We start from the raw sequence: 24,845 nt of genomic DNA, 5'->3' as shown, positions 1-24,845 counted from the left end.
CCCTACGTCCGCAGGTAGGACGCGCCGTTGAGGTCGAGGACGGTCCCGGAGGCCCACTCGGCCTGCGGTGACGCGAGGTAGACGACGGCGGCGGCGACCTCCTCGGGTTGGGCCACCCGGCCGAACGGGCTCTGCCGGCGGACCTCGTCGGTCACCAGGTCGGCCACCCGCTCGGTCGCCACGAAACCGGGGGCCACGGTCGCCACCGCGATCCCGTGCGGCGCGAGCACGAGCGCCAACGACTGCCCCACCGAGTGCAGCGCGGCCTTGCTCGCGCCGTACGCGGGCATCCCCGGTTCACCCCGGAAAGCGCCGCGCGAGCCGACGTTCACGATCCGCCCGCGCACCCCGCGCTCGACCATGTGCCGCGCGACGCAGTACGACATGTTGGCCGCGCCGAACACGTTCACGTCGAACGTCCGCCGCCACAGCGACTGCCACTCCTCGTACGACTTGTCGAACACCGACCCGTACTCGACCAGGCCCGCGTTGTTGACCAGCACGTCGATCGTGCCGAGCGCGTCGGCGGAGGACTCCACGGCGCGCGCGACGGACGCCGGGTCGGCCAGGTCCACGTCCGCCGACGACAGGGCCACCACCCGGTCGCCGAGGTCGTGGAACGCCGCCGCGACGGACGCCCCGATGCCCCGGCTGCCACCGGTGACGAGCACACCTCGGCCCACGTGCCCCTCCTTCGCTCGATCAGTCGTCCCCCACCCTGGGCCACCGGGTGCCCGGTCACAACTCCCGGGCGCAGGGGTCCGCCGCGTCCTGATCACGCGCCGTCGCCGACTGCCGGCGAATGTCCCTCTATCGAGTGGTTGACGCCGAGAACGGGGGTGCGCGCCGACGCCACCGGCCCTGGAATCGAGCAGCTACCGGGCTCGAACGCCGGTTCGACCTGATCACCCGCGCCGGCGGTGCCCGCCGTAGCCGCACTTTCGCGGAGACACGGACCCATTCGTGAGCATTCGAACAAAAGCCCTGGTCACAGCCCTGCGACAACCGGAATTCCACCTGAAGTTGATCATCGGAACGGGTCACCGCCGAATTTGCGTTGCCAACTCCGTTTGCGCCAGTCTTGCCGCCATGCGACCAGCTTCCCAGCCCCCGCGCGAGCGCGACGGGTCGCGCGGGGCCGGTGGCCCGGGGGCCGACACCGCCGCGTTGCCGGTCTACCGGTTCACCTACCTCGCGGACGAGGTCGAGGTGTCCCCGCGCGCCCACGCCCTGATGTGCCTGGCCGAGCACGCCGCCGGGGCGTTCGACCACGCGGTGCGCGGCGTGGCGGACCCGGCGGCGCTGGTCACCTGCCTGCAACTGCGCGACGTGCTCAACTCCGCGCGCCTGGCCGGGCACACCGCCACCCCGGTGGAGACCTGGCAGGCGGCGCTGGTGCTGACCCACCACGACCGGTCCGCACCGGCCGGGGAGGCCGGCGCGGACCCGCTGAGCCGGTTCATCGGGGCCGCCCGCCTGCTGGAGCGCGAGATCTCGAACGGCCGGCGCAATGACATCGACCTGCACGGCGAGGTCAGCGCCGCGCTGACCGGGAAGTCGCCGCGCTCCGCCCGGGAGGGGCTGCGCCGGGACGAGGGCGTGCTCGCCGCCGCGCCCGACAGCCCGCCCTACGCGCGGACCACGCCGCCCGCCGAGCTGGGGCACGCGCTCGCCGAGTGGGACCGCTGGGTGGCCTCCCCGCTCGTCGGCCCCCGACTGGTCCGGATCGCGGTGGCGCACGCCGTGCTGGAGCTGAGCCGGCCCTACCCCGAGGCCAACGGCCACGTGTCCCAGCTGTTCTCCAGCGCCGAGATGGTGCGCAGGGGGCTGACCCGCGACCTGTCGCTGTCCCTGTCGTACTGGCTCGACGAGCGCGGCGAGGAGTGCCACCGCCACCTGCGCGACCTCGTCCGGGGCGGCCCGTGGTCGCCGTGGGTCGAGTTCTTCGCGCGCGGCGTCCACGAGCAGGCGGTGGCCAACCTCGACCTGGTCGAGGCCCAGGCCGCGCTGCGCGAGGAGCTGCGCGACCGGGTGGCCGACGAGGCCCGGAAGTCCCCGGCGCTGCGTGCGGTCGTCGCCGCGCTGCCGACCGCGCCGGTGACCAGCAGCCACGCCCTGACCGTCCGGCACGGGATCAGCCCGAAGACCGCCTGGAAGATCACCCAGGACCTGGAGCGGAACGGGACGCTGCGGGTGCTGGCGCAGCACCCGTTCAAGATCTTCGTCTGCGACCGCGCCATGGACGTGCTGACCCTGCAACGCGCCGCGATCCCGCAGCAGATCCCGGCCACCTTCGCCCCCGAGCCACCCCGCTAGCCCCCGAGAGAGCGAGACGATGACCCGTCCCCACCGCCCCCGACCCGCGTCGTCCCCGTCCCGGCGCCCCGGCGCGGCACGTCCCCGCCCGACACCGCCGCTGCGCCCGGAACCGGCTGCGCCGCGCCCGTGGCTGGACCTCCCGCTGCGCGTCGCGTCCCTGGTGGTCGCCGCGGCGAACTTAGCGGCCGACCACGTGCTCCCGTGGCTGCGCCACCACGACTGACCCCGGTCTCACGCCCGCGCGCCCGGGAACCGGTCCGGGTGCGCGGGCGGCAGCTCCGCACCCCGGTCGTGCGCCAGGAGGTCCCGGACCCGGTCGGCACCCGGCTCGTCCCGGTCGACCAGCAGCGCCAGCGCGTCGAAGAACCGCCGCCGGGCCACGCCGGGTTCCCCGGACGCCCACAGCGCGCGCCCGGACCACTCCAGCACGGCCGCCTGCTCCACCGGCGGGAAGTCGGGCAGCGACCGCACCATCCGCTCCGCGCGCTGCAACGCGTCCACGGCGGCCGGCACCCGGCCGTAGGCCAGGAACGCGCTGCCCTTGGCCGCCAGCACCCGGGCCAGCCGGGGGCGCGCGTGCTCGCCCCGGTGCAGCGACTCCAGGCGCTCGTAGCAGCCCAGCTCGCGGTCGCCCCGGCGGCGGGCGGCGAACATGCCGGCGCGGCGCCACAGCGTCGCGGCCATCTCCGGGAGGTCGTCGAGCCGCCGCCACACCTCCCACTCCCACGACGCCAGCTCTTCGGCCCTGGCCAGGTCCCCGCGCGCCTCGGACCACCGCGACGCGGCCCGCAGCAGCCCGGCGAGCGCGTGCGGGTCACGGGCCGCCGAGGCCGCGTCCAGGCCGAGGTCGACCGCCTCCCGGGCGAAGTCGGGCTCGAACCCCGCCGCGCCCGGTGCCGCCCACAGCAGCGCGAGCAGGGACACCGCCGCCGACGGCCGCACCTCGGCGGACGCCAGCCGGGCCACGGCGAGCACCACCCGGTGCGTGCCCTCCGCCACCCACCGCACGCCCGCGTCCCGCTCGACCGCGAGGTCGTCCAGCAGCGCCCGCACCACCCGGTCGACCACCGCGCGGCGGCGCTCCGGCGACACGACGGACCGGGTCGCGGGCGTGGAGGTGGCGACCAGCCAGCCGTCCGCCCGCCACCGGCCCACCTCGGCCAGGTCGGGGCTCGATAAGTCCGCGCGGCCGGGTCCGAGGGCGGCGGCGACCACCACGGGCGGTAGGGCTGCCGCACCGAGCAGGTCGTAGAGCGCGGACAGGTCGTCGATCGCGGCGGACTCGTCCCGTGCCTGACTCACCGGCAACTACCCCTTCGCCTCGCCCAACCCCGCCTCCGGCCGCACCTGTAGCCGTACCCGCCTTCCCCTATCGGTGCGCAACCCCGGATCTTTCCGCGCACCCCGCCGCCATGGGACCCCCCACTGCCCATTCGCCCTGGCCAACACCCCAGCGATTAACCCGAAAGGGGTAGCTCGCGCGGTAACGTCACCGAGCGCAACCAAGATCATCTTCGCTAGTCAACCACCAGGGCCCGGGAGAATCCACCCTCCACCCGAACGAGACACGTCACACCGGCCGCGCACTGCCGCACGCGAACGCGGGGAGCGCCCGTCACCCGGGCACTCCCCGCGCACCGACCCACTCCTCACCGACGCCCGATCACCACCCGATCAGTCCCCCGGTCGAGGCCCAGCCGGAAATGCGATCAACGCTCGAACGCCGTCGTACCGCCGTAGTTGCACATCGTCGGTGCCATCACTTCCTGAGGGCTGCCCCAGCCCGCGCACTGGTAGCTGGAGTGGCCGTACCAGTCGTGGCCGAACTCGTGCGCGGCCAACAGGGCGTCGTCGTTCACGCCGCCCATGTAGAGGGCGATCCGCTGACCCTGCCCCCAGTTGCAGCCGACCACCCGGCTGCCGCCGCCGCAGTCGGCGATGTACCCGTTGCGGCACTCCACCGGAGTCCCGTTGGCGCTCTCGGTCAGCCCGTTCCACGCCCGCGCCCCGGTCCGGATGGCCGACGCGTAGGCCGAGCAGGAGCTGAGGATGCGGTACGTCCGGGCACGGGGCACCGGCCACCCCGCCGCCGGCGCGGCGGACAGCAGGTTCGCGGGCGCTTGCGCGACCTCGACCACGCTGGTGGGGTGCCCCTCCACCAGGAACGAGCCCCGGGAGTCCGGGGCGACCAGGACGGCGACGACCAGCGCCAGCAGGGCAGGCGCCAAGAACAACTTCTGCACGTTGCTCTTCCTTCCATCGCAGGGAGATCCGACGCGTTGCAGGACACGTCGGGGAAATGTGAAGCTAGCGAATCCCCGCGACCGGGCTCAACCGGAAGAACCCCAGTGTGAATTTAACAATCCAAAGAGAGCACCCGCACCGGTCGAATATCTCGGCTCCTAATTTCTACCCGTATCGGAGCCCTTTTCACCAGGTATTCGAGACGGTTGCGCCGGGTACACCCGATCGCCCGCCCTGCTCGTCACCGGCCGTCAGCCGAACCGGGCCGTCGAACCCCGTCGTCCTCACCCTTTCGTGACCGTTCATCGAGCACGCCCACGAATGCCGCAGCGACCACGGCGACAGCGGGGTCGTCGTCGCCGGCCAGTCGGCGCAGCACGTCCGACGCGGCGGTGCCCGGCAGCTCGACCAGCGCCTGCGCCAGGCGGATGCGTCGGGCGGAGTCCCCGGTGTGCGCGGCCAGTTCGTCCACCAGGGCGGTCAGGACCACGTCCGCGCTGCCGTGGTCCCGGGCCAGGGCCGCGAGGACTTCCGCCGCCTCGACGTCGTTGTGGCCCTCGACCACCGTGCCGACGAGCGCCGGCACCGAAGCGGGCACCCCGCGCCGGCCCAGCGCCAGTGCGGCCTGCCCGCGCACGGTCGCGTCCGGGTCCCCGAGCGCGTCCGCGAGCAGCGCGGTCACCTCCGGGACCTCCTCGGGCATCGCGGCGATCGCCGGCACCGCGCGCCGCCGGACGGCCACGTCCTCCGAGCGCGCGCCCACGGCCAGCGCCGCCAGGCCGTCGCCGCCCGCCCTGGCGAGCGCCCAGCGCAGCGCGCCCGCGACGTGCGGGTCGGCTTCGGCCAGGACCGCCCCGGCCAGCAGCTCGACGGGCACCGGCACGTCCTCCGACCGGGCCAGCACCGCTTGCTGCCTGCGGGCGGCGCTGGCCGAGCCGAGCCCCTGCATCAGCTCCACGACGCGCAGCACGCCGTGCCACCCGTCGGGTGCCGACGCGTCGATCGCGCGCAGCCGCTCCAGCAGCTCGCGCTCCCGCGCCAGCCGGTCCTCCGCCCACCGGATGAGGTCGCCGACCAGGGCAGCGGGCGTGAAGGCCGGGTCCTCCAGCGCGCGGGCGACCTGCTTGAGCGAGAGCCCGAGGGACCGCAGGCTCTCCACGTGGAAGATCCTGCGGACGTCCTCGGCGGAGTACTCGCGGTAGTTGCCCGTGGTGCGACCGGACGGCCGCACCAGGCCGAGGGCGTCGTAGTGCCGGAGCACCCGGGTGCTCACCCCCGACTGCCGGGCCACGTCACCGATCAGCACCCGCGTCCCCCGTCGCGTCGGCGGCCCCGTCGACGTCGGCCGCCCGGTCCGCGCCGAGCGCGACGAGCCGCCTGGCCTCGTGGACGGCAGCGTCGAAGCCGATCTCCGGGTCCCGCAGCAGCAGTCCGGTGGCACGGGCGTGCGCGGCCACCACGGGGTCGGGGTTCGCCGCCGCGACCAGGAGGGCGGGCTCGACCACGTCACCGAGGTCCACCAGCGCCCGACTGAGGCTGAGCTGCACGTCCCGCCCGCCGCGCCCGAACTGGCCGACGAGTTCGCCGACCAGGCCGGGCCGGGCGTGCTCGGGCACGAGCGCGACGGCGACGCGCCACGCGGTCCGCGCCACCTCGTCGTCGGCGTCGCGCAGCATGTCCCGCGTGATCCAGGTCCACGCGCTCCTGTCGCCGATCTTGGACAGCGTGTGCAGCGCCTGGCTGCGGGCCCGGACGCGGGCGGAGTCCAGCTCGCGCCGGATCCGGGGCAGGGCGGTCTCCGGCGGCAGGCGGGTGAGCGCCCAGGACAGCATGTCCCGCACGAAGAAGTCGGGCTCGACCGCGCACCGCTCGACCAGCTCCTCCAGGAGGGCGGGATCGGGGTGCGACCCGGCGGCCAGGGCGGCCTGGAGCCGGACCGAGGAGTTCTCGGCCGAGAGTGCGGCGGCCAGGTGGGCGCGCTGCGGGGTGTCGTTCGACGCGGTGTTGATCGGGACCACCTCCGGCACCCAGTGGACGCCTTGACACCGTGTCAAGGTCAAGTCCCGGACCGCGGGCTCACTCTCGCGGTGCGGGATCGGCACCGGCCCAGGCCGCCTCGACCATCCGGAAGATCTCCTCCAGCGCCGCCTCCGGGTCGGCGGCGTCGCGGGCCAGCGAGTAGGCGTCGACGGTGAACCGCGCGATCGTCCGGCACGCGGTCGTGCTGCGCGCCAGGCGGGGGTCGGCGGCGATGACGGAGGCCAGCGACTCGGCGTGGCGCAGCCTCATCGACTCCTCGTGCTCGCGCAGCGCGGCCGACCCGTGGACCATGCGCCGGACCGGGGCGGCGCTGTCGGCGGTGCAGTGCCGCACCAGGGCCGCGACCTCGCGCCGCAGGGCGGGGATCAGCGGCTCGTCCGGGGCCCGGTCGGTGACCGCGCGGGCGAGGCGGTGCTCGAAGTCCTCGTCCTGCTCGAACACCAGGGCCTCTTTCGAGGCGAAGTGGGAGAACAGCGTGGTGACGGCGACGTCGGCCTCGGCGGCCACGTCCCGGATGCCCACCGCGTCGTACCCGCGCTCCAGGAAGAGCCGCAGGGCGGTGTCGGCGATCTTCCGGCGGGTCGCCGCCTTCTTGCGCTCACGGCGTCCGGTGGGCACGGTCACGTCCGGATGCTAGCAGGTGCAAAAGCGTAACCGTTGCTGAAAGCTAACCGTTAGTGTTACGTTCGGCGTCATGAAGAAGGTGAGCTTCACCGAGTTCGGCGGCCCGGACGTCCTGCGGCTCGTGGACGCCGAAGAACCCCACGCGGGGCCGGGCCAGGTCCGGATCGCCGTGCGGGCGGCGGGCGTCAACCCCGTCGACTGGCGGATCAGGGAGGGCCAGGTGCTCTCCGCGCACCCCGTCGAACTGCCCTCCGGCGTCGGGCAGGACGCCGCCGGCGTGGTGGACGAGGTCGGCGCGGGCGTCGAGGGCGTCCGGGTCGGCGACCCCGTGTTCGGCGAGGGGTCGAGCACCTACGCCGAGTTCGCCGTGCTGTGGGCGTGGACCTGGGTGCCCGAGGGGCTGCCGTTCGCCGAGGCGGCCGGGTACCCGTCCGTCGTGGAGACCGCGCTGCGCGTCCTCGACCAGGTCGGCGTGCGCCCCGGGCAGACGCTGCTGGTCAGCGGCGCGGCCGGCGGCGTCGGGTCGGCGGTGCTCCAGATCGCCCGCGAGCGCGGCATCCGGGTGGTCGGCACGGCCGGGTCCGCCAACCAGGACTACCTGCGCGGCCTGGGCGCGCGGGCCACCACCTACGGCGACGGCTGGGTGCAGCGGGTGCGCGACCTCGGCACCGTGGACGCGGCCCTCGACCTGGCGGGTGCGGGCGTGATCCGCGAACTGGTCGAGCTGACCGGGGACCCGCACGCGGTGGTCTCCATCGCCGACCTGGGCGCACCGGAGCTGGGCGTCCGGTTCTCCGGCGTGGCCGGCGACATGGCGGAAGCGCTTGCCGTGGCCTCCGACCTCATCTCGCGGGGGAAGCTGCACATCCCGGTGCAGCAGTCCTACACCCTCGCCGAGGCCCCGGCCGCCCACGCCGACAGCCACGCCGGGCACACCCGAGGCCGCCGCGTGATCCTCGTCTGACCGGACCGATGCGGGGCGCGGGGGCGGTCGGGCTGCCGCAGGACGTCACCGCGCCCTGCACTTGGATGTGCCCATGACCGTCTACGACGTCGCACGCCGCCTGCCCGACATCCCCCGACTGCGCGACCTCGGCCGTGCGCTGGCCGTGTTGGACGTCGTCCTGGACCCGGACAGCGAAGACCGCCACCACCTCTACGACTCCGCGTGGGCACCCGGCGAGGAAGTAGCCCTCAAGAGGGACGGCGCGGGCAACGAGTACTCCATCACGTTCACCGCGTTCGGCGCGTACGTGCGCGGTTTCGACCACGAGTCCCCGATGAGCCCGTACGCCACCGAGGACGGCGAGCCGTGGCCCGGTGTCCTCGACTCCGTGCCGGAGGTCTTCCGCCCGCAGATCGGCCACCGTGCCTTTACCGACGAGACCGGCACGCCGTGGGTGACCGCGTGCATGTGGCGCGAATCCGCCGACGCGTCCTGGCAGCACGGCGGGATCAACTTCCCGGGCGGCGACCAGGACGGCGCGGACTGGCTGTTCGGCCTGCTCACCGACGGCACCCCGGAGGCGTTCCAGGACTGGGCCGAGGACTACTACGAACGGCCCGTGGACCTCGGCGCGGTCCGGCACCTGTACGCCACCCGGCCCCTGACGGCGCAGGTGGTCACCGCGCTGAACCCCGACACCACCCTGGCGGCCGTCGCCGACGAGGTCGCCAAGATCGGTTATGCCATGGGGGCACCGGCCGCTCAGGTCTCCGAGTAGGGCTCGGCCGGGGGCTCCGGCACGGGATCGCCGATCATGTCGCGGTACTCGTCGACCTCCTGGGCCGTCGGGTCGGTGCCCGCCTCCTCGGCGAACTCCTCCGCGTCCTCTTCGGTCACGGGCTGCTCCGGGTCGGTCTCGCCGGTCAACGCGATCGCCTCCTCACCTCCTGCGGTGGCTTGGACCTACCCGGGGCGTGCCCGTCCAAACCGGCGCGGGCGCGGTCAGCGGCCGGCCAGGCCGTGCAGCTCGGCGACGGCGGCGGGCACGACCACCCGGCGGTGCCAGTCCAGCCACGCACCGGCCGCCGACGCCACCTCGTCCACCGCGCGCAGCACGCCGCGCGCGTGCGGCAGGGCCGACCGGTCGGCGTGGTGGTCGGTCACCACGCCCAGGCACGTGCCGTCCGGCGTGACGACCGGCGTGCTGTGCAGGGCGACGACACCGGCTTCCAGCAGTGCCCGGCGGTCCTCCGCGCCCAGGACGGGGCTCGTGGCGACGTCGCCGACGACCACCCGCTGCCCGGTCCGCCACGCGGAGTCGGCCGCCGAATTGCCCTGGACGTGGAGGAGGTGGTCGGCGAAGGTCTCCTGGAAGCCGCGCTGGTGCTCCAGCGACAGACCGTCCTCGGGGATGTCGAGGGTCTGCACGTCCCCGCGTCCCGCGTTGGTCACCTGCAGGACGGTGTCGAGCAGGGCGGCCAGCACTTCGGACGTCGTGACGGCGTGAGGGGCGAATTCCAGCACCGGACGGGTCGGAGGCGGCGCAGTTCCGTGGTGCGGGCTGAGCAGTTCGTGCGCCAAGGCCCGGACGGTCACGTTGTTCCGCTGTGACGAGGTGCGCAGAAGCGCGAATGCCGCTTTCTCGTCGGCGATGCCGTGCCGCAGGCGGAGCACCTCGATGGCGCTCGCGATGTGCGCCCGGTTGCGCAGCCAGCGCACGTCGATGTGCGAGTGGCTGAACCGCCCGTCCACGACCACGTCCGACACCGTGGGCACAACCAGGGAGGTGAGCGCCCGGTTCACCCGGCTCAGGATGCCCGCCAGCGGCTCCGGCGCGGCGAACCACACCTGTCGCGCCTGGCCGAGGAGCTGTCCGGCCAGGTCGGACAGCACCCGGGCGGTGGCGGCGGACAACAGGCTCGCCCGCGTCAGGTCGACCACGAACAGTCGCGCGGACGCGGCCTTGCCCCACAGCGCCGTGCCCACCATCGGTGCCACCGAGGCGTCCAGCGCTCCGCGCAGGGAGACGACGTGGGCGGAGGCCGCTGCGTTCGCCGAGCACTCGGCAGGAGGGCGGATTTCGCCGTGGTACATGACTACACCCCGAATCAGCCGCAGAAGGAGCGAGCTGCCGCGCTGCTGGACGAGTCTCGCGGTGAGTATCCCAGAAATGGCGCCACCGCGTGAAGCGGCCCGTTCCCCCGGCAGTGGAGTTGCGCCGCACCGCCGCGCAGGTACGGTGGAGGCTGCACGGTTCAGCCAGCAGCCGAGCCTTCTCTCGCGGATGAGGCGTGCTGTATGCGAATTGCGCTGGTGACCCGGGTCGATCAGGACCCGCCGGTCGTCGACCTGGCCGGGGCGTTGACCACGGCGGGCCACGAAGTCGACGTCCACGCCGCCGGGACCGGCGGTTCCCGGGCGTCGGAACTGGACGCCGTGGTGTCGGCTCTGCGCGACAGGTGGACGGCCGACCCGCCGGACGTGGTGCACACGCACCGCCGGACGTCCGGCCTGGCGGCGTTGCTGGCCGCCCGCCCGCTCGGCATCCCCGTCGTGCACACGCACCAGGACATGGCGAACACGCCCGCCGCGCTGGCCAACATGGAGCGCGCGATCTGCCGCAGCACCACGCGCGTGGTAGCCACTTCCGCCGCCGACCTGCCCGTGCTGGTGCGTTTCGGCGTCCGGCGCTCCCGGATCGCGGTCGTGCCCTACGGCGTCGACCCGGCGCGGTTCACGCCCGAGGGGCCGCGCGCGGTGCAGCGCTCGCCGTTCCGGCTGCTGACGGCCGCGTCTGCCTGGGCCGAGGTGCCCGAAGCCCTCGTCGCCGCCGTGCGGACGCTGCCCGACGTCGAGCTGGTGGTGCTCGACGGGCCGCCGTCGGTGGACGAGACGGCCGCCCGGCTCGGTGTCGCCGACCAGGTGACCAGGGTGGCCGGTCACACCGGCGAACTGCCGTCCCTGCTGCGCTCCGCCGACATCGTGGTGTGCGGCCCGTGGCACGACAGACCGTCTGTGCTCGCCCTGCGGGCGATGGCGTGCGGCGTGGCGGTGGTCGGCACGACGTCCGCCGGGGGTCTGTCCGACGTGGTGGTGCACGGCGTCACCGGCCTGCTGCCCGCCCAGCGCGCACGCACCGGTCTGGTGCGGGTGCTGCGCGCGCTGCTGACCGACCACGGCCGGCGCGAGGCGTACGCGGTGGCCGGAGCGGACCGGGTCCTGGCCCGGTACACGCTGGACCACGTGGCCGCCCAACTGACCGACGTCTACACCGCCGCGACGGACGACCGGGCCGACCGCCGGGTTGCCGCCGTGGAATTGTCCGCAGTGGACGTGTGAGCCACTTCTCGTCGGTGGTGCCCGCTCCGGCATGAACGGCGCGATTGCGGGCACTTCTGTGGCGTGGAATCGGAAGAAGTGCCCGCGCCGCTGTCGTACGTGGTGCCGTTGCGGTGGAACGAGGACAGCGGGCTGGACGAGCTGACCGACTACCTGCGGTGGCTGGCCGAGCGGTGCCAGGTCGTCGTGGTGGACGGTTCGCCCCTCCCGCTCTTCGCGCGGCACGCCCGGCGGTGGCCGGGCCGCGTCACCCACCTGCGGGTCCACGTCGTACCCGGTGCCCGCAACGGGAAAGTGGCCGGGGTGTGCGCCGGCGTCCTCGCCGCCGCCCACGACCGGGTGGTCGTCGCCGACGACGACGTGCGCTACGACGACCACGCGCTGCGGCGCATCCGCCAGGTGCTGGACGGCGCGGATCTCGTGGTGCCGCAGAACTACTTCACCGCGCTGCCGTGGCACGCCCGGTGGGACACCGCGCGGACGCTGCTGAACCGGGCGTTCGGCAGCGACTACCCCGGCACGCTCGGCGTCCGGCGCGCGGTGTTCCTGGGCATGGGCGGCTACCGCGACGACGTGCTGTTCGAGAACCTGGAGCTGGTGCGCACCGTCCGGGCCGCAGGCGGCCGGGTCGTGCACGTCCCGGACCTCTTCGTCGGGCGCGTCCCGCCGACCACCCGCCACTTCCGGTCGCAGCGGGTGCGCCAGGCGTACGACAGCCTGGCCCAACCCCCGCGCCTGTGCGCCGAACTCGCCGTGCTGCCCGCCCTGGTCGCGGCGGTCCTGCGACGCCGGTCCGCCCGGACCGCGGGCGCGCTCGCCGTGGCCGGGATCCTGCTGGCCGAGTGGGGGCGTCGCCGTCGTCACGGGACGCGCGTCTACCCGGCTTCGACGGTCGCGTTCGCCCCGCTGTGGATCGCCGAACGCGCCGCCTGCGCGTGGATCGCGGTGGCGCAGCGCGTCCTGCTCGGCGGGGTGCGCTACCACGGTGAGCGCCTGCCGACCGCCGCGCACTCGACGCGGTGGCTGCGCCGCCACAAAGCAGCGCCCATCGCGTCCACACCGGCCGGCCGGCGGGCCGTCACCTGACGGCACCGCCGGCCGGACCGGGCTCAGCCGGTGGTGCGCCGGCGGCGGTGCAGGAGGAACGCGCCGCCCGCCAGCACGAGCGCCGCGCCCGAGCCGCCGAGGACCAGCGGCGCCGAGGACGTGTCGTGCTCCGCAACCCTGCTCGCGGTGGCGTACCCGCTGGAGAACCCCTTGTTGTCGTAGTCCGACCCGCCCAGCTTGTCGGCGTAGCGCTCCTGGACCAGCTTCTGGTAGTCCGCCAACGTCATCGACGCCCGACCGTCCAGCCCCTGCCGGGCCTGCTCGTTGAGCGGTGTGACCGTGAGCAGCTTGAGCTGGTACCACGCGCGGATCTGCGGTTCGGAGAACACCAGGCTGCCCAGCTCGGCCTTGCCGGCGTGCACCGCGTCGCCGTCGCCGTCGCGCACCGCCGCCAGGTGCCAGCCGCCGCCCTCGCTGGGCGCGAGCATCACCGTGGCCTGGCGGTTGTTCACGGCGACGTCCAGCGACGACACCAGGTGGGTCAGCTTGACCGCCTCGGCGGCGGTCGGCTTGACCTGGCCGGAGACGAAGCCCGGCGTGATCTCGTTGACCGGCAACGGGTCCTTGAGCTTGAACGCCGGCAGGCCCGCGCACGGCTCGGCCTCGTCCGGCACCTCCAGCGGTGCCGGGGCACCGCCCTCGGGCAGCGGCACGCCGAGGAAGCGGCAGACCGCGTCGAGCACGGCGGGCGACTTCACGGCGGCGAGGGCCGCCTGGTAGTCGGGGATGTCCGCCGGCAGCGGGTCGCGCGCCGCGCTGCCCGAGCCGGTGGCGCACAGCAGGGCGGACGCGGTCAGCGCCAGGCCGGCGGCCAGGCGGGCGAGCCGTGGCACCGTCCGCTCGCGGGACGTTCGTGATTCGCGCATGTCGCCTGCCTTACCGGGAGATGCCGATGCGGGAGTGGGTCCACTTGAACGAGCTGTTGTTGACGTAGTCGTTGTAGTTCCACCACGTGTAGGTGGTGGTGTCCGGCCAGGGGTCGGCCACGCCGATGGTGTTGTTCGACGTGTCGAAGCCGTAGACGACGTTCATGTGGCCACCGCCGGAGGTCCACCCGATGCGCGCGCCGAGGGGCCGCGCCGCCTTGACGTCGGTGTAGACCTGGTTGAACGTCGCCGCGCTGTTCAGCCCCGTTCCGGGGTTCCCCATGCCGAGGCTCCGCCACGCCTTGGCCATGTCGTCCAGCGTGGCCGGCTGGTTGTTGCAGCCGTAGTAGGGCTGGGCCCGGGTGCAGAAGTCCGCCTGGGTGCTGCCGTAGCCCTGGAACTTGGCGATCGTGAGCCCGGAGGCGACCCAGCACCACTGGGTCTTCTCCTGCTTGTACATGCCGATGTTGTTGTACCCCGACTCGGCGTGGGCCGTGCCCACGACGGCCACGAGCATCCCGCAGGCCGCCAGCGCGACGGCCGACGCCGCAGTGGCGAGCTTGAACCTGCCCATTTCCCTGCCTCCCGTGCGAACGACGAAGTGCCGGGTGATCCGCACCGCAATGACAGCGCGGATCGTCGTCGCAACACAGAGGCGCCGGGGAACTGCGCCCACCCGGGTGAATCGTCGTTGTCCGGCGGGAAAACGGGTACCCGACGGGTGTCGAGGGGACCGCCGCGCACGGACCGCTCCCCACCACCCGGCCGCACGACAACGAGTCCGACAAAAGGCGGCGATTTTACACCGGGCCCCGAAAACCGGCAGGAACACAGCACCGCCGGCCAGGCCGGAATAGACCCGAACGGGAAGTCAGCGCTGCATCCTCGGGTCCTGCGACGGGTCGGCGTACAGGGGTGGGCAACCGCCGTCGACGGCTTCCGGGCGCAGCTCGAAGTGCCAGGGCTCGTTGCGGTAGACGCGGCACAGCCCGTACTTCGCCCCGTGCTCGGACAGCCAGGCCGCAGCCGCCGGAGGACCGACGTCGACCGCTTGCCCCGACACGTGGGCGGACGTGTCCGGCGTGGCCACCCACCGGGCGGCCTCCTCCTCCGAGCCGTACCTCGCCACCGCGTCCCCGCGCAGTCGCTGCTGGTACTCCCGCGAGCGCCAGCCCCCGTTCACCACGAACCCGACACCGTGGCGCGCCGCTTCCGCCGCAGCCCGGCGCAGGGCGACGAGCAGGTCGGGGTGCAGGTTCGCCACGGCCGGCGTCCCGTCGTCGAACACCGTCACGGGTTCGGGCACTGCTCCGTGCGCCTTCCCGAGGGACCGCGCGGTGGTCGGGGAGGTCGCCGGCGGTCGGGCGCGGCGCGGTGCTGTCCGTGCTGGTTCGCTGTAGGCCACGCCTACAGCGAAACCGTCGCCGTGTTGCCGGCGCGTATGCGGTTTTCGATATGCCGACGAGATGCCGCGAGCCGTAGCGTCGCACGTATGCGCGTGTTGATCGTCGAGGACGAACCGTATCTGGCCGAGGCCATCCGCGATGGCCTGCGCCTGCAAGCGATCGCGGCGGACATCGCCGGCGACGGCGACACGGCCCTGGAGATGTTGAGCGTGAACGCCTACGACATCGCCGTCCTCGACCGGGACGTCCCCGGGCCCGACGGCGACGAGATCGCCAAGCGGATCATCGCCTCCGGCAGCGGGATGCCGATCCTGATGCTCACCGCCGCCGACCGCCTCGACGACAAGGCGTCCGGTTTCGAGCTGGGTGCCGACGACTACCTCACCAAGCCGTTCGAGCTGCTGGAGCTGGTGCTCCGGCTCCGGGCGCTCGACCGCAGGCGGGCGCACAACCGGCCGCCCGTGCGGGAGATCGCGGGCCTGCGGCTGGACCCGTTCCGCCGCGAGGTCTACCGCGACGGCCGCTACGTCGCGCTGACCAGGAAGCAGTTCGCCGTGCTGGAAGTGCTCGTCGCCGCCGAGGGCGGTGTGGTCAGCGCGGAGGAGCTGCTGGAACGGGCGTGGGACGAGAACGCCGACCCGTTCACGAACGCGGTGCGCATCACGGTCTCGGCCCTGCGCAAGCGGCTCGGGGAACCCGGGATCATCACCACCGTGCCCGGTGTCGGCTACCGCATCGACGCGGCACCCGGCGGGAGCCGGGGAGGCGACCGTGGATAGGCGGCCGGGGCTGAGCGTCCGCCTCAAGCTCACCCTCAGCTACGCCGGGTTCATCATGCTCTCCGGCGCACTGCTGCTCGCGGTCGTGTGGGCGTTCCTGCTGCGCTACGTGCCAGAGGTGCTCAACCCGGCGGCGAAGGTGCCCGACCGCACCGAGCTGGTGCGCGCCTTCACCCCGAAGGCCGAGGCGATGATGGCGTTCCTGCTGGTGTTCGGCCTCGTGGGCGGGTGGTTCCTGGCCGGCAACATGCTCGCGCCGCTGACCCGCATCACGCACGCCACGCGCCTGGCCGCCGACGGCTCGCTGTCCCACCGCATCCACCTGGAAGGCCGCCAGGACGAGTTCCGCGAGCTGGCCGACGCCTTCGACACCATGCTGGCGCGGCTGGAAGCGCACGACGCCGAGCAGCGCCGGTTCGCGGCCAACGCCTCGCACGAGCTGCGCACCCCGCTGGCGATCACGCAGACGCTCCTCGACGTGGCCCGCACCGACCCGGACCGCGACAACGGCGAGCTGATCGAGCGCCTGCACTTCGTCAACACCCGGGCGATAGACCTCACCGAAGCCCTGCTGCTGCTCAGCCGCGCCAACCAGCGGGCCTTCAGCCGGGAGCACGTCGACCTGTCGCTCACGGCGGAGGAGGCCACCGAGACGCTGCTGCCCCTGGCGGAGAAGCGCGGCACCACCGTCGAGACCTCCGGCGACATCGCACCCACCACCGGCTCCCACACCCTGCTGGTGCAGATGACCACGAACCTGGTGCACAACGCGATCGTGCACAACCTGCCGGCGGACGGCACGGTGTGGGTGACGACCAGCGTCCACCCCGGCACCGTGGAGCTGGCGGTGGAGAACACGGGGTCCAAGCTCACCCCGCAACTGGTCGCCACGCTCACCGAGCCGTTCCAGCGCGGCACCCAGCGGGTGCGCACCGACCACGTGGGCGTGGGCCTCGGCCTGGCGATCGTCAAGAGCATCGCCCAGGCGCACGACGGGACCCTCACCCTCACCCCCAGGGGCGAGGGCGGGCTCCGCGTCACGGTGCGCCTGCCCGCCGCTCCCCCTTCGGACGGCCGGTGACGGTCGTGCTGCGGTCACCCCGGTAAGTCGAGCCCGCCCACCGGGAAGTCGAAGTAGCAGTCCGGGTGCGGTTCGTCCTTGAGCGTGTAGTGCCACCACTCGAAGTCGTAGGAACGGAACCCGCACGACTCCATGATGGTGCGGAGGTGCCGGCGGTTCCTCGCCTCCTCGGGCGCGATCCCGCGCGCCCCGTGGTGCGAGACCGGGTCCATGAGGTCGTGGTCGCCGCCCATCGCGGCCAGTTCGCCGGTGTCCAGGTGGTAGAGCGTCAAGTCGACCGTGCTGCCCCGGCTGTGCCCCGACCTGGCGGCCACGTACCCCCGCCCGACCATCTCGTGGCGCCCGATGTTCGGGTAGTGCCGCCGCTTGGTCCGGCCGTCCTCCGGTTCGCCGGCCCAGCGCAGGAAGCTGTCCACGGCGCGCTGCGGCCGGTAGCCGTCCCACACGAGCAGGTCGAAGCCCAGGCACGCGGCCTTCTCCCGCGCGGACCCCAGGGCCGCGCACAGGGCCTCCGTGCCGACGATCCGGTTGGCCAGGTACCCCTCGACGGGTTTGCCGGTGAAGTTGTCCCAGGTGGCGTACTTCGCGTCCCAGCGCAGGCCGGGCAGGAACTCGTCCAGGAAGCCGAAGTCGTCCCTCACCGGAGCTTCCCGTCCAGCGCCAGCGCCACGAGCCGGTCGACCACGTCGGCGGGCGACAGCCCGGCCGCCGCCATCATCCTCGGGTAGCGGCTGTAGGAGGTCAGTCCGGGCAGGGTGTTGACCTCGTTGAGGACCACCGCCCCGTCCTCCTTGAGGAACAGGTCCACCCTCGCCAGCCCCCGGCACCCCAGGGCGCGGTACACGGCCTTCGCCGTCTCCTGGACGAGCAGGCGCGACTGCGCCGGGATGTCGGCGGGGACGGTGACGGTCGAGTTCTCGGACCCGCTCTCCGGGTCGTCCTCCTGGTGGATGCGGAAGATCCCGTGGGACAGCGTGATCCGGTCGGGCTCCCCCACGACCAGGTCGCCGTCGTTGCCCAGGACCGCGCAGCCCACCTCGGCGGCGACCACGCCCTCCTCGACCACGACCTTCGGGTCGTACCGGCGCGCGGCCTCCACCGCGCCGTCGAACTCCTCCTCGCGGGTGACCTTGGTGACGCCGAAGGACGAGCCCGACCGGGCGGGCTTCACGAAGACCGGGTAGTCGAACCGGCCCGGGTCGACCTTCTCATCCGGTGCGACCGTCCAGAACTTCGGCGTGGCGATCCCCGCGTCGCCGACGACCGTGTAGGTCAGCGACTTGTCCATGCACAGCGCGGAAGCCTGGACGTCGCAGCCGACGTAGGGGATGCCGGAGAGCTCCAACAGGCCCTGCAACGCGCCGTCCTCGCCGAACTTGCCGTGCAGCACGGGGAAGACCAGGTCCAGGCCGATCGTCGCGTACCGGCCGCCCTCCAGCACGAGCAGGCCGGGTGCGCTGCGGTCCGGCGACAGCGCGACCCGGCGACCGCCGGTCTCCCAGCCCTCACCGGGGCCGTCGCAGAGCCGCCAGGCACCGTCGCGCGTGATCCCGATCCAGAACGCCTCGTACTTCCCGGCATCGAGGTGCCTCGCCACCTCCCGCGCCGACTTCACCGAGACGGGGTGCTCCTCGGAGGTGCCGCCGAAGACAATGCCGACCTTCATATCCAATGACGCCTTTCACTCTCGAAGTTCAAGCAGTTGACGAGGCTGTTGACCACGGTGTCGCCGAGGGCGTGGTCCGTGTAGTAGGCGGTGTGCGGGCTGATGACGACGTTCGGCAGCGCCTGCAACCGCACCAGCGACTCGTTCTTGACGGGCTTGTCGCGGCAGTCGGCGTAGAAGATCCCCTCTTCGCCTTCCACGACGTCCAGCGCCGCACCGCCCACCCTGCCGCTCTCCAGGGCGGCGAGGAGGGCTGCGGTGTCGATCAGCGGGCCGCGTCCGGTGTTGACGACGAACGCGCCCTCCTTGAGCTGCGCGATGCGTTCGGCGTCGAGGAGGTGGTGCGTGCTCGCGTTGAGCGGCGCGTGCAGCGTGACGATGTCGCTCGACCGCAGCAGTTCACCGAGGGGGACGTAGTCGGCGACGGCACCGGGACGGGTGTCGTGGGCCAGCACGCGGCAGCCGAAACCGCGCAGCCTGACCACGACCGCCGTGCCGATGCGCCCGGTCCCGACCACCCCCACGGTCAGGTCGCGCAGTTCCCTCCCCCGCACCGCGCCCAGCCGGTAGTCGTGGGCGTCCGCGCGACGGATGGTCGACTTCGCGCCGCGCACCGCCATGAGCATCAGCATCAGCGTGTAGTCGGCCACGCTGTCCGGCGAGTACGCGACGTTCTCCACCGAGATGCCGACGCGCGCCGCGTGGTCGACGTCGATGTGGTTGAACCCGACGCTGCGCGTGGAGATGTAGGACACGCCGGCGTGGCGCAGCGCCGACAGGGTGGAGTTGGCGACCCGGGTCTTGTGCCCGACGCTGATGCACCGGTTCCCGGCCGCGAGCGCGACGTTGTCGTCGCGCACCGCCGCGTCGGTGATGGTCGGCACGACGCCGTACCGGGGTGCCAGCTCGCGGAACAGGGCGGCTTCGTCCGGCTCGCAGCCGTAGACCGTGATCCCCGTGATCGGGGCGACCGGAGAGGACCGGGACGCCGGCGAACGGGCCCGGCGAGCCCCGGTGCGTGCTGGTTCGCGGTTGGCCATGCCCCAAGTCAAGCCAACGGCGCGTTGCCGGCACGTATGCGGTTTCGGATATGCGGACGATAAGCTACCGTCCGGTAGTTCGCGCCGGTGGGGACCGGGAGCGCGAGCCTCGGGGAATTACGAGTCGTGGTCCTCGTTGTTGCGGGCCTGGCAGGCGCGCAACGCCCACTCCTGCCGGCCGTACTCCTTGTAGAAGATGCGGTAGCAGTCGACGGTGGACTTGGCGTCGCAGGCGTCGTGGGCGACCCACACGTCCGCGTGCTCGACCGCGATGTCCATGCAGTCGCCGAAGCTGCGCGGCGGGGCGGTCGCGGCACCCGCCTGGGGTGCCAGCGCACCGGCGATCGCCAGCGCGAAGCCGACCACGGAAATCCTTGCCACGAGAGCCTTCACCCTGTCCTCCACTTCGTGGGCGTGCTGATCCAGTGCGAGTACACGCACAGCGCGCGGGTGTCGCCATCGGGACGCCGGGAAATCACCTGTCACGGTGAACAGCGACTGGTCGCTCTCCCGGCTGCGCAAGCGATTGCGTCCACGGTCCGGCCCGCTCCGCCGGAGGACGACCTGGTCGGGTGTGGTTGCGACGCACCATCGCGGGTAGCCGCTGCGTATGAGGATCGTCGTGACCGGCGCGACCGGCAACGTGGGCACCGCCCTGCTGCGCAGGCTCGCCACCGAACCGGATGTGGAGCTGCACGGCGTCTCCCGCCGCCCACCGCCCGAGCCCGAACCCCCGTACGACATCGAGTGGACGCCGCTGGACCTGTCCAAGAGCGGGGCGGAGGAGCCGCTGACCGACGTTCTGCGCGGCGCGGACGCGGTCGTGCACCTGGCGTGGCGGATCCAGCCCGGTCACGACGAGACGGCGCTGTACCGGACCAACGTGCGCGGCAGCGAGCGCGTGTTCGCGGCGGCGCTCAACGCCGGCGTCCCGCACCTGGTCCACATGTCGTCGGTCGGCGCGTACTCGCCGGCGGCCAAGGACCGCGAGGTGGACGAGCACTGGCCGACCGGGGGCGTGCCGACGTCGTACTACAGCCGCCACAAAGCCGCCGTCGAACGCCAACTGGACCGCATCCAGTACGACAACCCCGACCTGGTGATCTCGCGCATCAGGCCGGCGCTGATCCTGCAACCCGACGCGGCCACCGAGATCAAGCGCTACTTCCTCGGCCCGCTGGTGCCGTCCTCGCTGCTGGGGGTGAAGCTGCCGGTGTTGCCGGTGCCGAAGGACCTGGTGCTCCAGTTCGTGCACTCGGACGACGTGGCGGAGGCGGTGGCGCTCGTGCTCCAGGACAGGGTGGGCGGACCGCTCAACCTGGCCGCCGAGCCCGTGGTCACGCCGGAGGTCCTGGCGGAGGTCCTGCACACCAGGCACGTCCCGATCCCGTCCCCCGTCCTGCGCGGGCTGGCGTGGGCGTCCTGGAACCTGCGCTTGCAGCCGACGTCGCACGGGTGGGTCGACCTCGCCCTCACCTCACCGCTGCTGGACACCTCGCGGGCGCGCGACGAACTCGGCTGGACGCCCCGCCACGACGCCCGCCACGTGCTGCGCGACCTGCTGGACGGCATGGCCCGCAAGGACGGGGAGCCCGCCAGCCCGGCGCTCCACCCGTGACCCGGGCCGATCCCGCCCTGGCCGGCACCCGCGCCGGCGGCCCATACTCCCGCGTGTGCCCGATCGCGGAACGGGGCTTGGGGGGATCGCGTGGAGGACGCCGGGTTCGACCCCGTGCGGACGGCGGACGACCTGCTGGCGAGGTGGGACTCGGCGCGCAGGGACAGCGGGGCGCGCGGTGACGGCGAGTTCCGCGTCTGGCTGATGCGGACCATGCCCGAACTGCTCGACGCCATGGGTCCCGGTCTCGACAACGAGGCCGCGCACTGGACCGGTGTCGCCGCGACCGTCGAGCGGTGCACGGCACTCGGTCGATGGGACGACGCGATCACGCTGTCCGAGTGGCTCACCGACGAGTACGTCCCGCGCGGCGGCACCCGGTCGTGGAACACGATCCTGGGTTCGGTCGCGCTGTGCGCGCGAGTCGGGCAGGACCCGCACCTGCACGGGCGCGCGATCGGGTTGCTGACGCGGGTCGCCCGCGCCGCTCCGGCGGACGGCGGCATCGAGGTCGACCGGGCGACCTGCAAGGCGTTGACGGACCTGAGCGTCCTCTACACGGTCGGCAGGACCGCCGACGACATCGCGCACCGCACGCAGGCGAGCATCGACGTGTGCGACGAGATCATCGCGCGGTGGGGCGCGAGCGGTGACAACTGGCTGCGGTCGACCGTGGCCGGGGCCATGCTGAACAAGGCGACGAGCCTGCTGGAGTTCGGCGACGAACCGGCGGCGCGGGACGAGTACCGGCGGGTGGTCGGGACGTTCGCCGGCGACGACGGCGAGGAGGTCGGCAGCCGGGTGTCCATCGCGCGCCACGCCCTGGACGCGCTGGACAACGCCCGGTTCCCGGAGCCGGAGTTCACCGTCGCGTACGCCGAGGCGCGCAGGAGGAGGTTCCGGCGCGAGTTCCGGTTCGGCGCGGGGGCGGAGTCCCGCGAGCGGCTCCGCGCGGCCGGGCTGCTGCACCACGCCACCGCCGCATTCGTCCGGCACGCCACCTGCTTCGGGGAGCCGTGGGTCCTCCTGCTGCGGAACTTCGACCTCCTGGAGCGGGCGGTCGTCACCGATTCGCCCCCGGCCTGGGCCGACCCGCACGGGGAGGAGGAGGTCTACGCGCGGGCGATCCACTTCGCGGACGGGCTGGACCTGGTCAACCGGCTCGTGGACCTGACCGACGTCGTCCAGGTGGCCAACACCGGGGCCGCCGCGCTGGAGATCGACGGGGAAACCCTGTCGGTGCACGGCCGGCGCAGGTCGCCCAGGCTGCTGTACCTGCCCGGCACCAGTTGGCTGCCGCACGTCCGCCTGCTCATCGGCCTCGCCGAGCGGATCGTGGTGTGGGCGCACGAGAAGACGCCGCCGCTGGCCCAGGAGCTGGACGCCATCCGGGAGTTGGGCCGCGTGGAGGACGCGGTGGTCCTGCTGGAGAGCCGCCAGGGGACGCGCGCCGCCCTCCCCGGCTTCACCCCGTCCTCGGCGCGCCCCGTCCCGCTGCTCCCCGACGACCCGGCCCTGGAGGGGTTCTCGGTGGTGACGCCGGTCGACGGTCGCGGGAGCGGCGGCACCCCGTCCGCGCGCGACCTGATCCGCTCGGTCACCGTCGTGGGCGAGCTCGGGGACGACCACGCCGTGGCGGGCTTCCTCGACATCATCCGGGACGAGCGGGCGCGGGAGGTCGACGCCGAGCACGCGCCGCTGCTCCGCGACACGCTGAAGGCGGTGGCGGACGCCCGCAACCGGCCGGCGGCCGAACGCGTGGCCCGGCTGCAACAGCGGATCGAACGGCTGCGGCGCGACGACCGCACGTGGCACCCGCTGTAGCCGCGCCGAGTCGCTACACCTTCGGGACGTGCAGGCCGCCGTCCCCCAGCCGGACCCGCGACACCTGGGCGGGCACCGTCGCCAGCCGGCCGGACCGGGGCTCGTCCAGGACCTCCGCGTCGGCCCCCGCGCGGCCGGTGGCCGGGCTGAGCAGGTACAGCGAGGGCCCGGACCACGTCCCCTCCACGACGGTCGACCGCAGCGCACCCCGGCCGGCGCGGTGCGCCAGGCGAGCGCGCCGGTTCGCCGCGCGGTCGACCATCGCCACGATCTCCACGGGGTGGTTGTCCACCCGCCCGGCGTAGATCACCTTGCCGACGTCGCGGTAGCAGGTCGGCTGCCGGTGTACCAGCCCGAGGACGTCCGCCCACAGGCCCAGGATGGCCGACGCCGTGGCGGGCGGGCACCCGTTCCTCGGACTGCCCTTGACCTTGCGCTCGTACCGGGTGACCCGCCACACCAGCGGCGCGTGCTCCAGGCCGTGCTCCCGGGCGACGCCGGACGCCCACCGGGAGACACCGTCGTTGATCGTGATGCTCAGCCGTCGCATTCCGGGCCTCCTCCGCTCTGTCGCTGATCAACCGGGACAGGGCGGCAGTGTGCCAACAGTGACGAGCAGCACGGTCGGGTGATGCGCCCTTTCCGCGCAGGTGACAGGCGTCAAGAGGAGGCCCCTGTCGATCTTCGGCGGGCGGCGGCCGGGAGCTGACCAGCACACGACCCCGCCGGCGCGGCGATGGTCCTTCTTTCCTCGCACGCGGGTCGGTGACGACGGCTTCTCAGTCACCAGTCACGTCGGCGGCCTGCGCGGGCGTGCCGTCACTCGTCCAGGGCGCGAGAAGTGGTGACCGTCCGCTGCCGTCACTCCCCACCGATCGGTGAGACCAGACGCCGTTCAGGGGACGTTGAGCCGTATTCCGCACCAATGCGGATAGTCACTGAAGTGCTTGACACTGCAACATGTCGCACCCCGATGCTCCAAGGCAATCGCCGACAATCATCACATCGGGTAGCTCGCCTGCGGCAACCGCCGATCGCGGTGGGGTCAGCGGTCCGCGACGACGGCTGCGGTGAGGGCGTCGACCGCGTGGTCATACGCCACCGGCAGGTAGCGGTTGGGTGCGTGGGCCGTGCCGGGGATCAGCGGGCGGCGCCAACTCCCGTCCGGGGCCCGGCCCCGGACCGCCTCGCGCATCGCCTCGTCGGTCATCGCCGACAGGCCGCCGCACGCGGTCAGCACCGCCTGCGACGCGCCGGGGACGGCCAGGCGGTCCGCGAGGGTCCCGGCGCACGCCCGACCCAGGGCCGTCCACGGCCGGTACCCGCGCCAGCCGCCCGGCCGCACCGCCGACAGCACCCACGCGACGACCATCGCGGTCCCCTGGAACACCAGCAGCGGCGCGACGCTGTGCCCGGGGTGCGGGCCGGTCACCGCGATGAACCCGATCTCCAGCACGAACGGCGCGAGCAGCCCGTAGCACATCCACTTCAGGGACACCCGCTGCCGACTCCGGGCCAGGAACCCCCTGCGGACGAGGTCGTCGGCGCGGGTCAGGAACAGCTTCGCCCGGTTCGCGGCCACCCGGTCGCGGACGTTCGTCAGGTTCTCCCACGTCTCGGGCAGCTCGCCCAGCACGGCGGCGGACTCCGCGTCCCGGGCCTGCCCGGCGGCCCGCGCCACCCAACCGCCCTCCGCGCGCGCCGCGCCGCTCTCGACCAGACCGACGAGCAGCGCGTCCACCGCCCTCGCCGGTCCGCCGGTGAGCAGGGCCAGGTCGAGCACCGACCACGGCAGCGCCGTCTCGCCCGGCGCCCGCGCGCCGACCCGGCGGACGTCGCGCCACCACAGCACGACCACCGGCACCTGCACGACCGCGATCCCCACCAGAACCAACACCCAGTCCACCGCACTCCCCCCGTCGTGATCACACTCCGATGGCGCGAGC

27 protein-coding genes are annotated in these 24,845 nt (G+C 73.2%); 10 read left to right on the top strand and 17 right to left on the bottom strand.

What is annotated here, in order from left to right; translation table 11 throughout:
- Nucleotides 1-2: 2 nt before the first annotated feature.
- Nucleotides 3-683, bottom strand: a complete 681-nt coding sequence (locus AB0I60_RS05925; protein ID WP_360726086.1) for an SDR family oxidoreductase — start codon at nt 681-683, stop codon at nt 3-5.
- 406 nt (nt 684-1,089) lie between these two features.
- Here AB0I60_RS05925 and AB0I60_RS05920 point away from each other — a divergent pair, with 406 nt between their 5' ends.
- Together AB0I60_RS05920 and AB0I60_RS05915 are read left to right on the top strand one after the other, a co-directional pair.
- A complete protein-coding gene (locus tag AB0I60_RS05920; RefSeq protein WP_360726085.1) occupies nt 1,090-2,316 on the top strand; it encodes a hypothetical protein in 1,227 nt (408 codons plus the stop codon).
- A 19-nt stretch (nt 2,317-2,335) separates the two neighbouring features.
- Nucleotides 2,336-2,542, top strand: a complete 207-nt coding sequence (locus AB0I60_RS05915) for a hypothetical protein (RefSeq protein WP_360726084.1) — start codon at nt 2,336-2,338, stop codon at nt 2,540-2,542.
- An 8-nt stretch (nt 2,543-2,550) separates the two neighbouring features.
- On the opposite strand, the gene AB0I60_RS05910 is transcribed toward AB0I60_RS05915, so the two are convergent.
- From AB0I60_RS05910 to AB0I60_RS05890, 5 genes are all read right to left on the bottom strand, one after another.
- On the bottom strand, nt 2,551-3,621 hold the full coding sequence (locus AB0I60_RS05910) for a hypothetical protein (RefSeq protein WP_360726083.1): 1,071 nt from the start codon (nt 3,619-3,621) through the stop codon (nt 2,551-2,553).
- A gap of 407 nt (nt 3,622-4,028) precedes the next feature.
- Nucleotides 4,029-4,562, bottom strand: coding sequence for a hypothetical protein (locus AB0I60_RS05905; RefSeq protein WP_360726082.1), 534 nt, complete (start codon nt 4,560-4,562; stop codon nt 4,029-4,031).
- A gap of 242 nt (nt 4,563-4,804) precedes the next feature.
- The gene (locus AB0I60_RS05900) at nt 4,805-5,869 is read right to left on the bottom strand and encodes a MerR family transcriptional regulator (protein WP_360726081.1); all 1,065 of its coding nucleotides are present in this window, start codon (nt 5,867-5,869) and stop codon (nt 4,805-4,807) included.
- Nucleotides 5,856-6,581, bottom strand: coding sequence for a HEAT repeat domain-containing protein (locus AB0I60_RS05895; RefSeq protein WP_360726826.1), 726 nt, complete (start codon nt 6,579-6,581; stop codon nt 5,856-5,858). Before AB0I60_RS05895 ends, AB0I60_RS05900 begins: the two co-directional genes overlap by 14 nt.
- 58 nt (nt 6,582-6,639) lie before the next feature.
- Nucleotides 6,640-7,227 (bottom strand): helix-turn-helix domain-containing protein, encoded by a 588-nt coding sequence (locus AB0I60_RS05890; RefSeq protein WP_360726080.1) that lies wholly within the window; start codon nt 7,225-7,227, stop codon nt 6,640-6,642.
- A gap of 70 nt (nt 7,228-7,297) precedes the next feature.
- Here AB0I60_RS05890 and AB0I60_RS05885 point away from each other — a divergent pair, with 70 nt between their 5' ends.
- Together AB0I60_RS05885 and AB0I60_RS05880 are read left to right on the top strand one after the other, a co-directional pair.
- Nucleotides 7,298-8,191 (top strand): NADP-dependent oxidoreductase, encoded by an 894-nt coding sequence (locus AB0I60_RS05885; RefSeq protein WP_360726079.1) that lies wholly within the window; start codon nt 7,298-7,300, stop codon nt 8,189-8,191.
- A gap of 73 nt (nt 8,192-8,264) precedes the next feature.
- Entirely contained in the window at nt 8,265-8,951 is a 687-nt protein-coding gene (locus AB0I60_RS05880) for a hypothetical protein (protein ID WP_360726078.1), read from the top strand.
- Here AB0I60_RS05880 and AB0I60_RS05875 read toward each other — a convergent pair.
- Both AB0I60_RS05875 and AB0I60_RS05870 read right to left on the bottom strand, forming a co-directional pair.
- A complete protein-coding gene (locus tag AB0I60_RS05875) occupies nt 8,936-9,100 on the bottom strand; it encodes a hypothetical protein (protein WP_360726077.1) in 165 nt (54 codons plus the stop codon). The two genes, AB0I60_RS05880 and AB0I60_RS05875, sit on opposite strands and share 16 nt — an antisense overlap.
- Nucleotides 9,101-9,175: 75 nt before the next feature.
- The gene (locus AB0I60_RS05870) at nt 9,176-10,267 is read right to left on the bottom strand and encodes an ANTAR domain-containing protein (RefSeq protein ID WP_360726076.1); all 1,092 of its coding nucleotides are present in this window, start codon (nt 10,265-10,267) and stop codon (nt 9,176-9,178) included.
- A gap of 219 nt (nt 10,268-10,486) precedes the next feature.
- Here AB0I60_RS05870 and AB0I60_RS05865 point away from each other — a divergent pair, with 219 nt between their 5' ends.
- Nucleotides 10,487-11,512 carry a glycosyltransferase family 4 protein gene (locus AB0I60_RS05865; RefSeq protein ID WP_360726075.1) on the top strand — a complete coding sequence of 342 codons (1,026 nt, stop codon included), beginning with the start codon at nt 10,487-10,489 and terminating at the stop codon, nt 11,510-11,512.
- Between the two features lie 63 nt (nt 11,513-11,575).
- Nucleotides 11,576-12,598: a glycosyltransferase gene (locus AB0I60_RS05860; protein WP_360726074.1), complete on the top strand. Its 1,023-nt coding sequence runs from the start codon at nt 11,576-11,578 to the stop codon at nt 12,596-12,598.
- A gap of 23 nt (nt 12,599-12,621) precedes the next feature.
- Here AB0I60_RS05860 and AB0I60_RS05855 read toward each other — a convergent pair whose 3' ends face one another.
- The 3 genes from AB0I60_RS05855 to AB0I60_RS05845 form a co-directional block, all read right to left on the bottom strand.
- Entirely contained in the window at nt 12,622-13,485 is an 864-nt protein-coding gene (locus tag AB0I60_RS05855) for a hypothetical protein (RefSeq protein ID WP_360726073.1), read from the bottom strand.
- 10 nt (nt 13,486-13,495) lie between these two features.
- Nucleotides 13,496-14,059 carry a papain-like cysteine protease family protein gene (locus tag AB0I60_RS05850; RefSeq protein ID WP_360726072.1) on the bottom strand — a complete coding sequence of 188 codons (564 nt, stop codon included), beginning with the start codon at nt 14,057-14,059 and terminating at the stop codon, nt 13,496-13,498.
- A 297-nt stretch (nt 14,060-14,356) separates the two neighbouring features.
- On the bottom strand, nt 14,357-14,779 hold the full coding sequence (locus AB0I60_RS05845) for a M15 family metallopeptidase (protein ID WP_360726071.1): 423 nt from the start codon (nt 14,777-14,779) through the stop codon (nt 14,357-14,359).
- Nucleotides 14,780-14,977: 198 nt separating this feature from the next.
- Between AB0I60_RS05845 and AB0I60_RS05840 the strand changes: the two genes are divergently transcribed.
- Together AB0I60_RS05840 and AB0I60_RS05835 are read left to right on the top strand one after the other, a co-directional pair.
- Nucleotides 14,978-15,670 (top strand): response regulator transcription factor, encoded by a 693-nt coding sequence (locus AB0I60_RS05840; protein ID WP_360726070.1) that lies wholly within the window; start codon nt 14,978-14,980, stop codon nt 15,668-15,670.
- Complete coding sequence (locus AB0I60_RS05835) at nt 15,663-16,751, top strand: HAMP domain-containing sensor histidine kinase (protein ID WP_360726069.1); 1,089 nt, start codon at nt 15,663-15,665, stop codon at nt 16,749-16,751. Before AB0I60_RS05840 ends, AB0I60_RS05835 begins: the two co-directional genes overlap by 8 nt.
- 14 nt (nt 16,752-16,765) lie before the next feature.
- Here the strand turns inward: AB0I60_RS05835 and vanX are convergent, their stop codons facing one another.
- From vanX to AB0I60_RS05815, 4 genes are all read right to left on the bottom strand, one after another.
- Nucleotides 16,766-17,392 (bottom strand): D-Ala-D-Ala dipeptidase VanX, encoded by a 627-nt coding sequence (vanX, locus tag AB0I60_RS05830; protein WP_360726068.1) that lies wholly within the window; start codon nt 17,390-17,392, stop codon nt 16,766-16,768.
- Entirely contained in the window at nt 17,389-18,417 is a 1,029-nt protein-coding gene (gene vanA / locus AB0I60_RS05825) for a D-alanine--(R)-lactate ligase (RefSeq protein WP_360726067.1), read from the bottom strand. The genes vanX and vanA overlap by 4 nt, the downstream gene beginning before the upstream one ends.
- Nucleotides 18,414-19,370, bottom strand: a complete 957-nt coding sequence (locus AB0I60_RS05820; RefSeq protein ID WP_360726824.1) for a D-isomer specific 2-hydroxyacid dehydrogenase family protein — start codon at nt 19,368-19,370, stop codon at nt 18,414-18,416. Before AB0I60_RS05820 ends, vanA begins: the two co-directional genes overlap by 4 nt.
- Nucleotides 19,371-19,574: 204 nt before the next feature.
- Nucleotides 19,575-19,838 (bottom strand): hypothetical protein, encoded by a 264-nt coding sequence (locus tag AB0I60_RS05815; protein ID WP_360726066.1) that lies wholly within the window; start codon nt 19,836-19,838, stop codon nt 19,575-19,577.
- A 229-nt stretch (nt 19,839-20,067) separates the two neighbouring features.
- Here AB0I60_RS05815 and AB0I60_RS05810 point away from each other — a divergent pair, with 229 nt between their 5' ends.
- Together AB0I60_RS05810 and AB0I60_RS05805 are read left to right on the top strand one after the other, a co-directional pair.
- Entirely contained in the window at nt 20,068-21,075 is a 1,008-nt protein-coding gene (locus AB0I60_RS05810; protein WP_360726065.1) for an NAD-dependent epimerase/dehydratase family protein, read from the top strand.
- 90 nt (nt 21,076-21,165) lie between these two features.
- A complete protein-coding gene (locus tag AB0I60_RS05805; RefSeq protein WP_360726064.1) occupies nt 21,166-22,899 on the top strand; it encodes a hypothetical protein in 1,734 nt (577 codons plus the stop codon).
- 13 nt (nt 22,900-22,912) lie between these two features.
- On the opposite strand, the gene AB0I60_RS05800 is transcribed toward AB0I60_RS05805, so the two are convergent.
- Both AB0I60_RS05800 and AB0I60_RS05795 read right to left on the bottom strand, forming a co-directional pair.
- The gene (locus tag AB0I60_RS05800) at nt 22,913-23,449 is read right to left on the bottom strand and encodes a hypothetical protein (RefSeq protein WP_360726063.1); all 537 of its coding nucleotides are present in this window, start codon (nt 23,447-23,449) and stop codon (nt 22,913-22,915) included.
- Between the two features lie 495 nt (nt 23,450-23,944).
- Nucleotides 23,945-24,796 (bottom strand): TIGR04222 domain-containing membrane protein, encoded by an 852-nt coding sequence (locus AB0I60_RS05795; RefSeq protein WP_360726062.1) that lies wholly within the window; start codon nt 24,794-24,796, stop codon nt 23,945-23,947.
- Between the last annotated feature and the right edge of the window lie 49 nt (nt 24,797-24,845).

This window comes from Actinosynnema sp. NPDC050436 (assembly GCF_040655415.1).
Classification (GTDB): domain Bacteria; phylum Actinomycetota; class Actinomycetes; order Mycobacteriales; family Pseudonocardiaceae; genus Actinosynnema.
Note: the sequence above shows the minus strand (reverse complement) of the source record. Positions and strands in the feature narration are given on the sequence as shown.

Excerpts from the sequence above, each read along its gene's own strand:
- AB0I60_RS05920 (WP_360726085.1), top strand. The coding sequence starts at position 1,090 with ATGCGACCAGCTTCCCAGCCCCCGCGCGAGCGCGACGGGTCGCGCGGG.
- AB0I60_RS05915 (WP_360726084.1), top strand. The coding sequence starts at position 2,336 with ATGACCCGTCCCCACCGCCCCCGACCCGCGTCGTCCCCGTCCCGGCGC.
- AB0I60_RS05885 (WP_360726079.1), top strand. The coding sequence starts at position 7,298 with ATGAAGAAGGTGAGCTTCACCGAGTTCGGCGGCCCGGACGTCCTGCGG.
- AB0I60_RS05880 (WP_360726078.1), top strand. The coding sequence starts at position 8,265 with ATGACCGTCTACGACGTCGCACGCCGCCTGCCCGACATCCCCCGACTG.
- AB0I60_RS05870 (WP_360726076.1), bottom strand. The coding sequence starts at position 10,267 with ATGTACCACGGCGAAATCCGCCCTCCTGCCGAGTGCTCGGCGAACGCA.
- AB0I60_RS05855 (WP_360726073.1), bottom strand. The coding sequence starts at position 13,485 with ATGCGCGAATCACGAACGTCCCGCGAGCGGACGGTGCCACGGCTCGCC.
- AB0I60_RS05850 (WP_360726072.1), bottom strand. The coding sequence starts at position 14,059 with ATGGGCAGGTTCAAGCTCGCCACTGCGGCGTCGGCCGTCGCGCTGGCG.
- AB0I60_RS05840 (WP_360726070.1), top strand. The coding sequence starts at position 14,978 with ATGCGCGTGTTGATCGTCGAGGACGAACCGTATCTGGCCGAGGCCATC.
- vanA (WP_360726067.1), bottom strand. The coding sequence starts at position 18,417 with ATGAAGGTCGGCATTGTCTTCGGCGGCACCTCCGAGGAGCACCCCGTC.
- AB0I60_RS05810 (WP_360726065.1), top strand. The coding sequence starts at position 20,068 with ATGAGGATCGTCGTGACCGGCGCGACCGGCAACGTGGGCACCGCCCTG.
- AB0I60_RS05800 (WP_360726063.1), bottom strand. The coding sequence starts at position 23,449 with ATGCGACGGCTGAGCATCACGATCAACGACGGTGTCTCCCGGTGGGCG.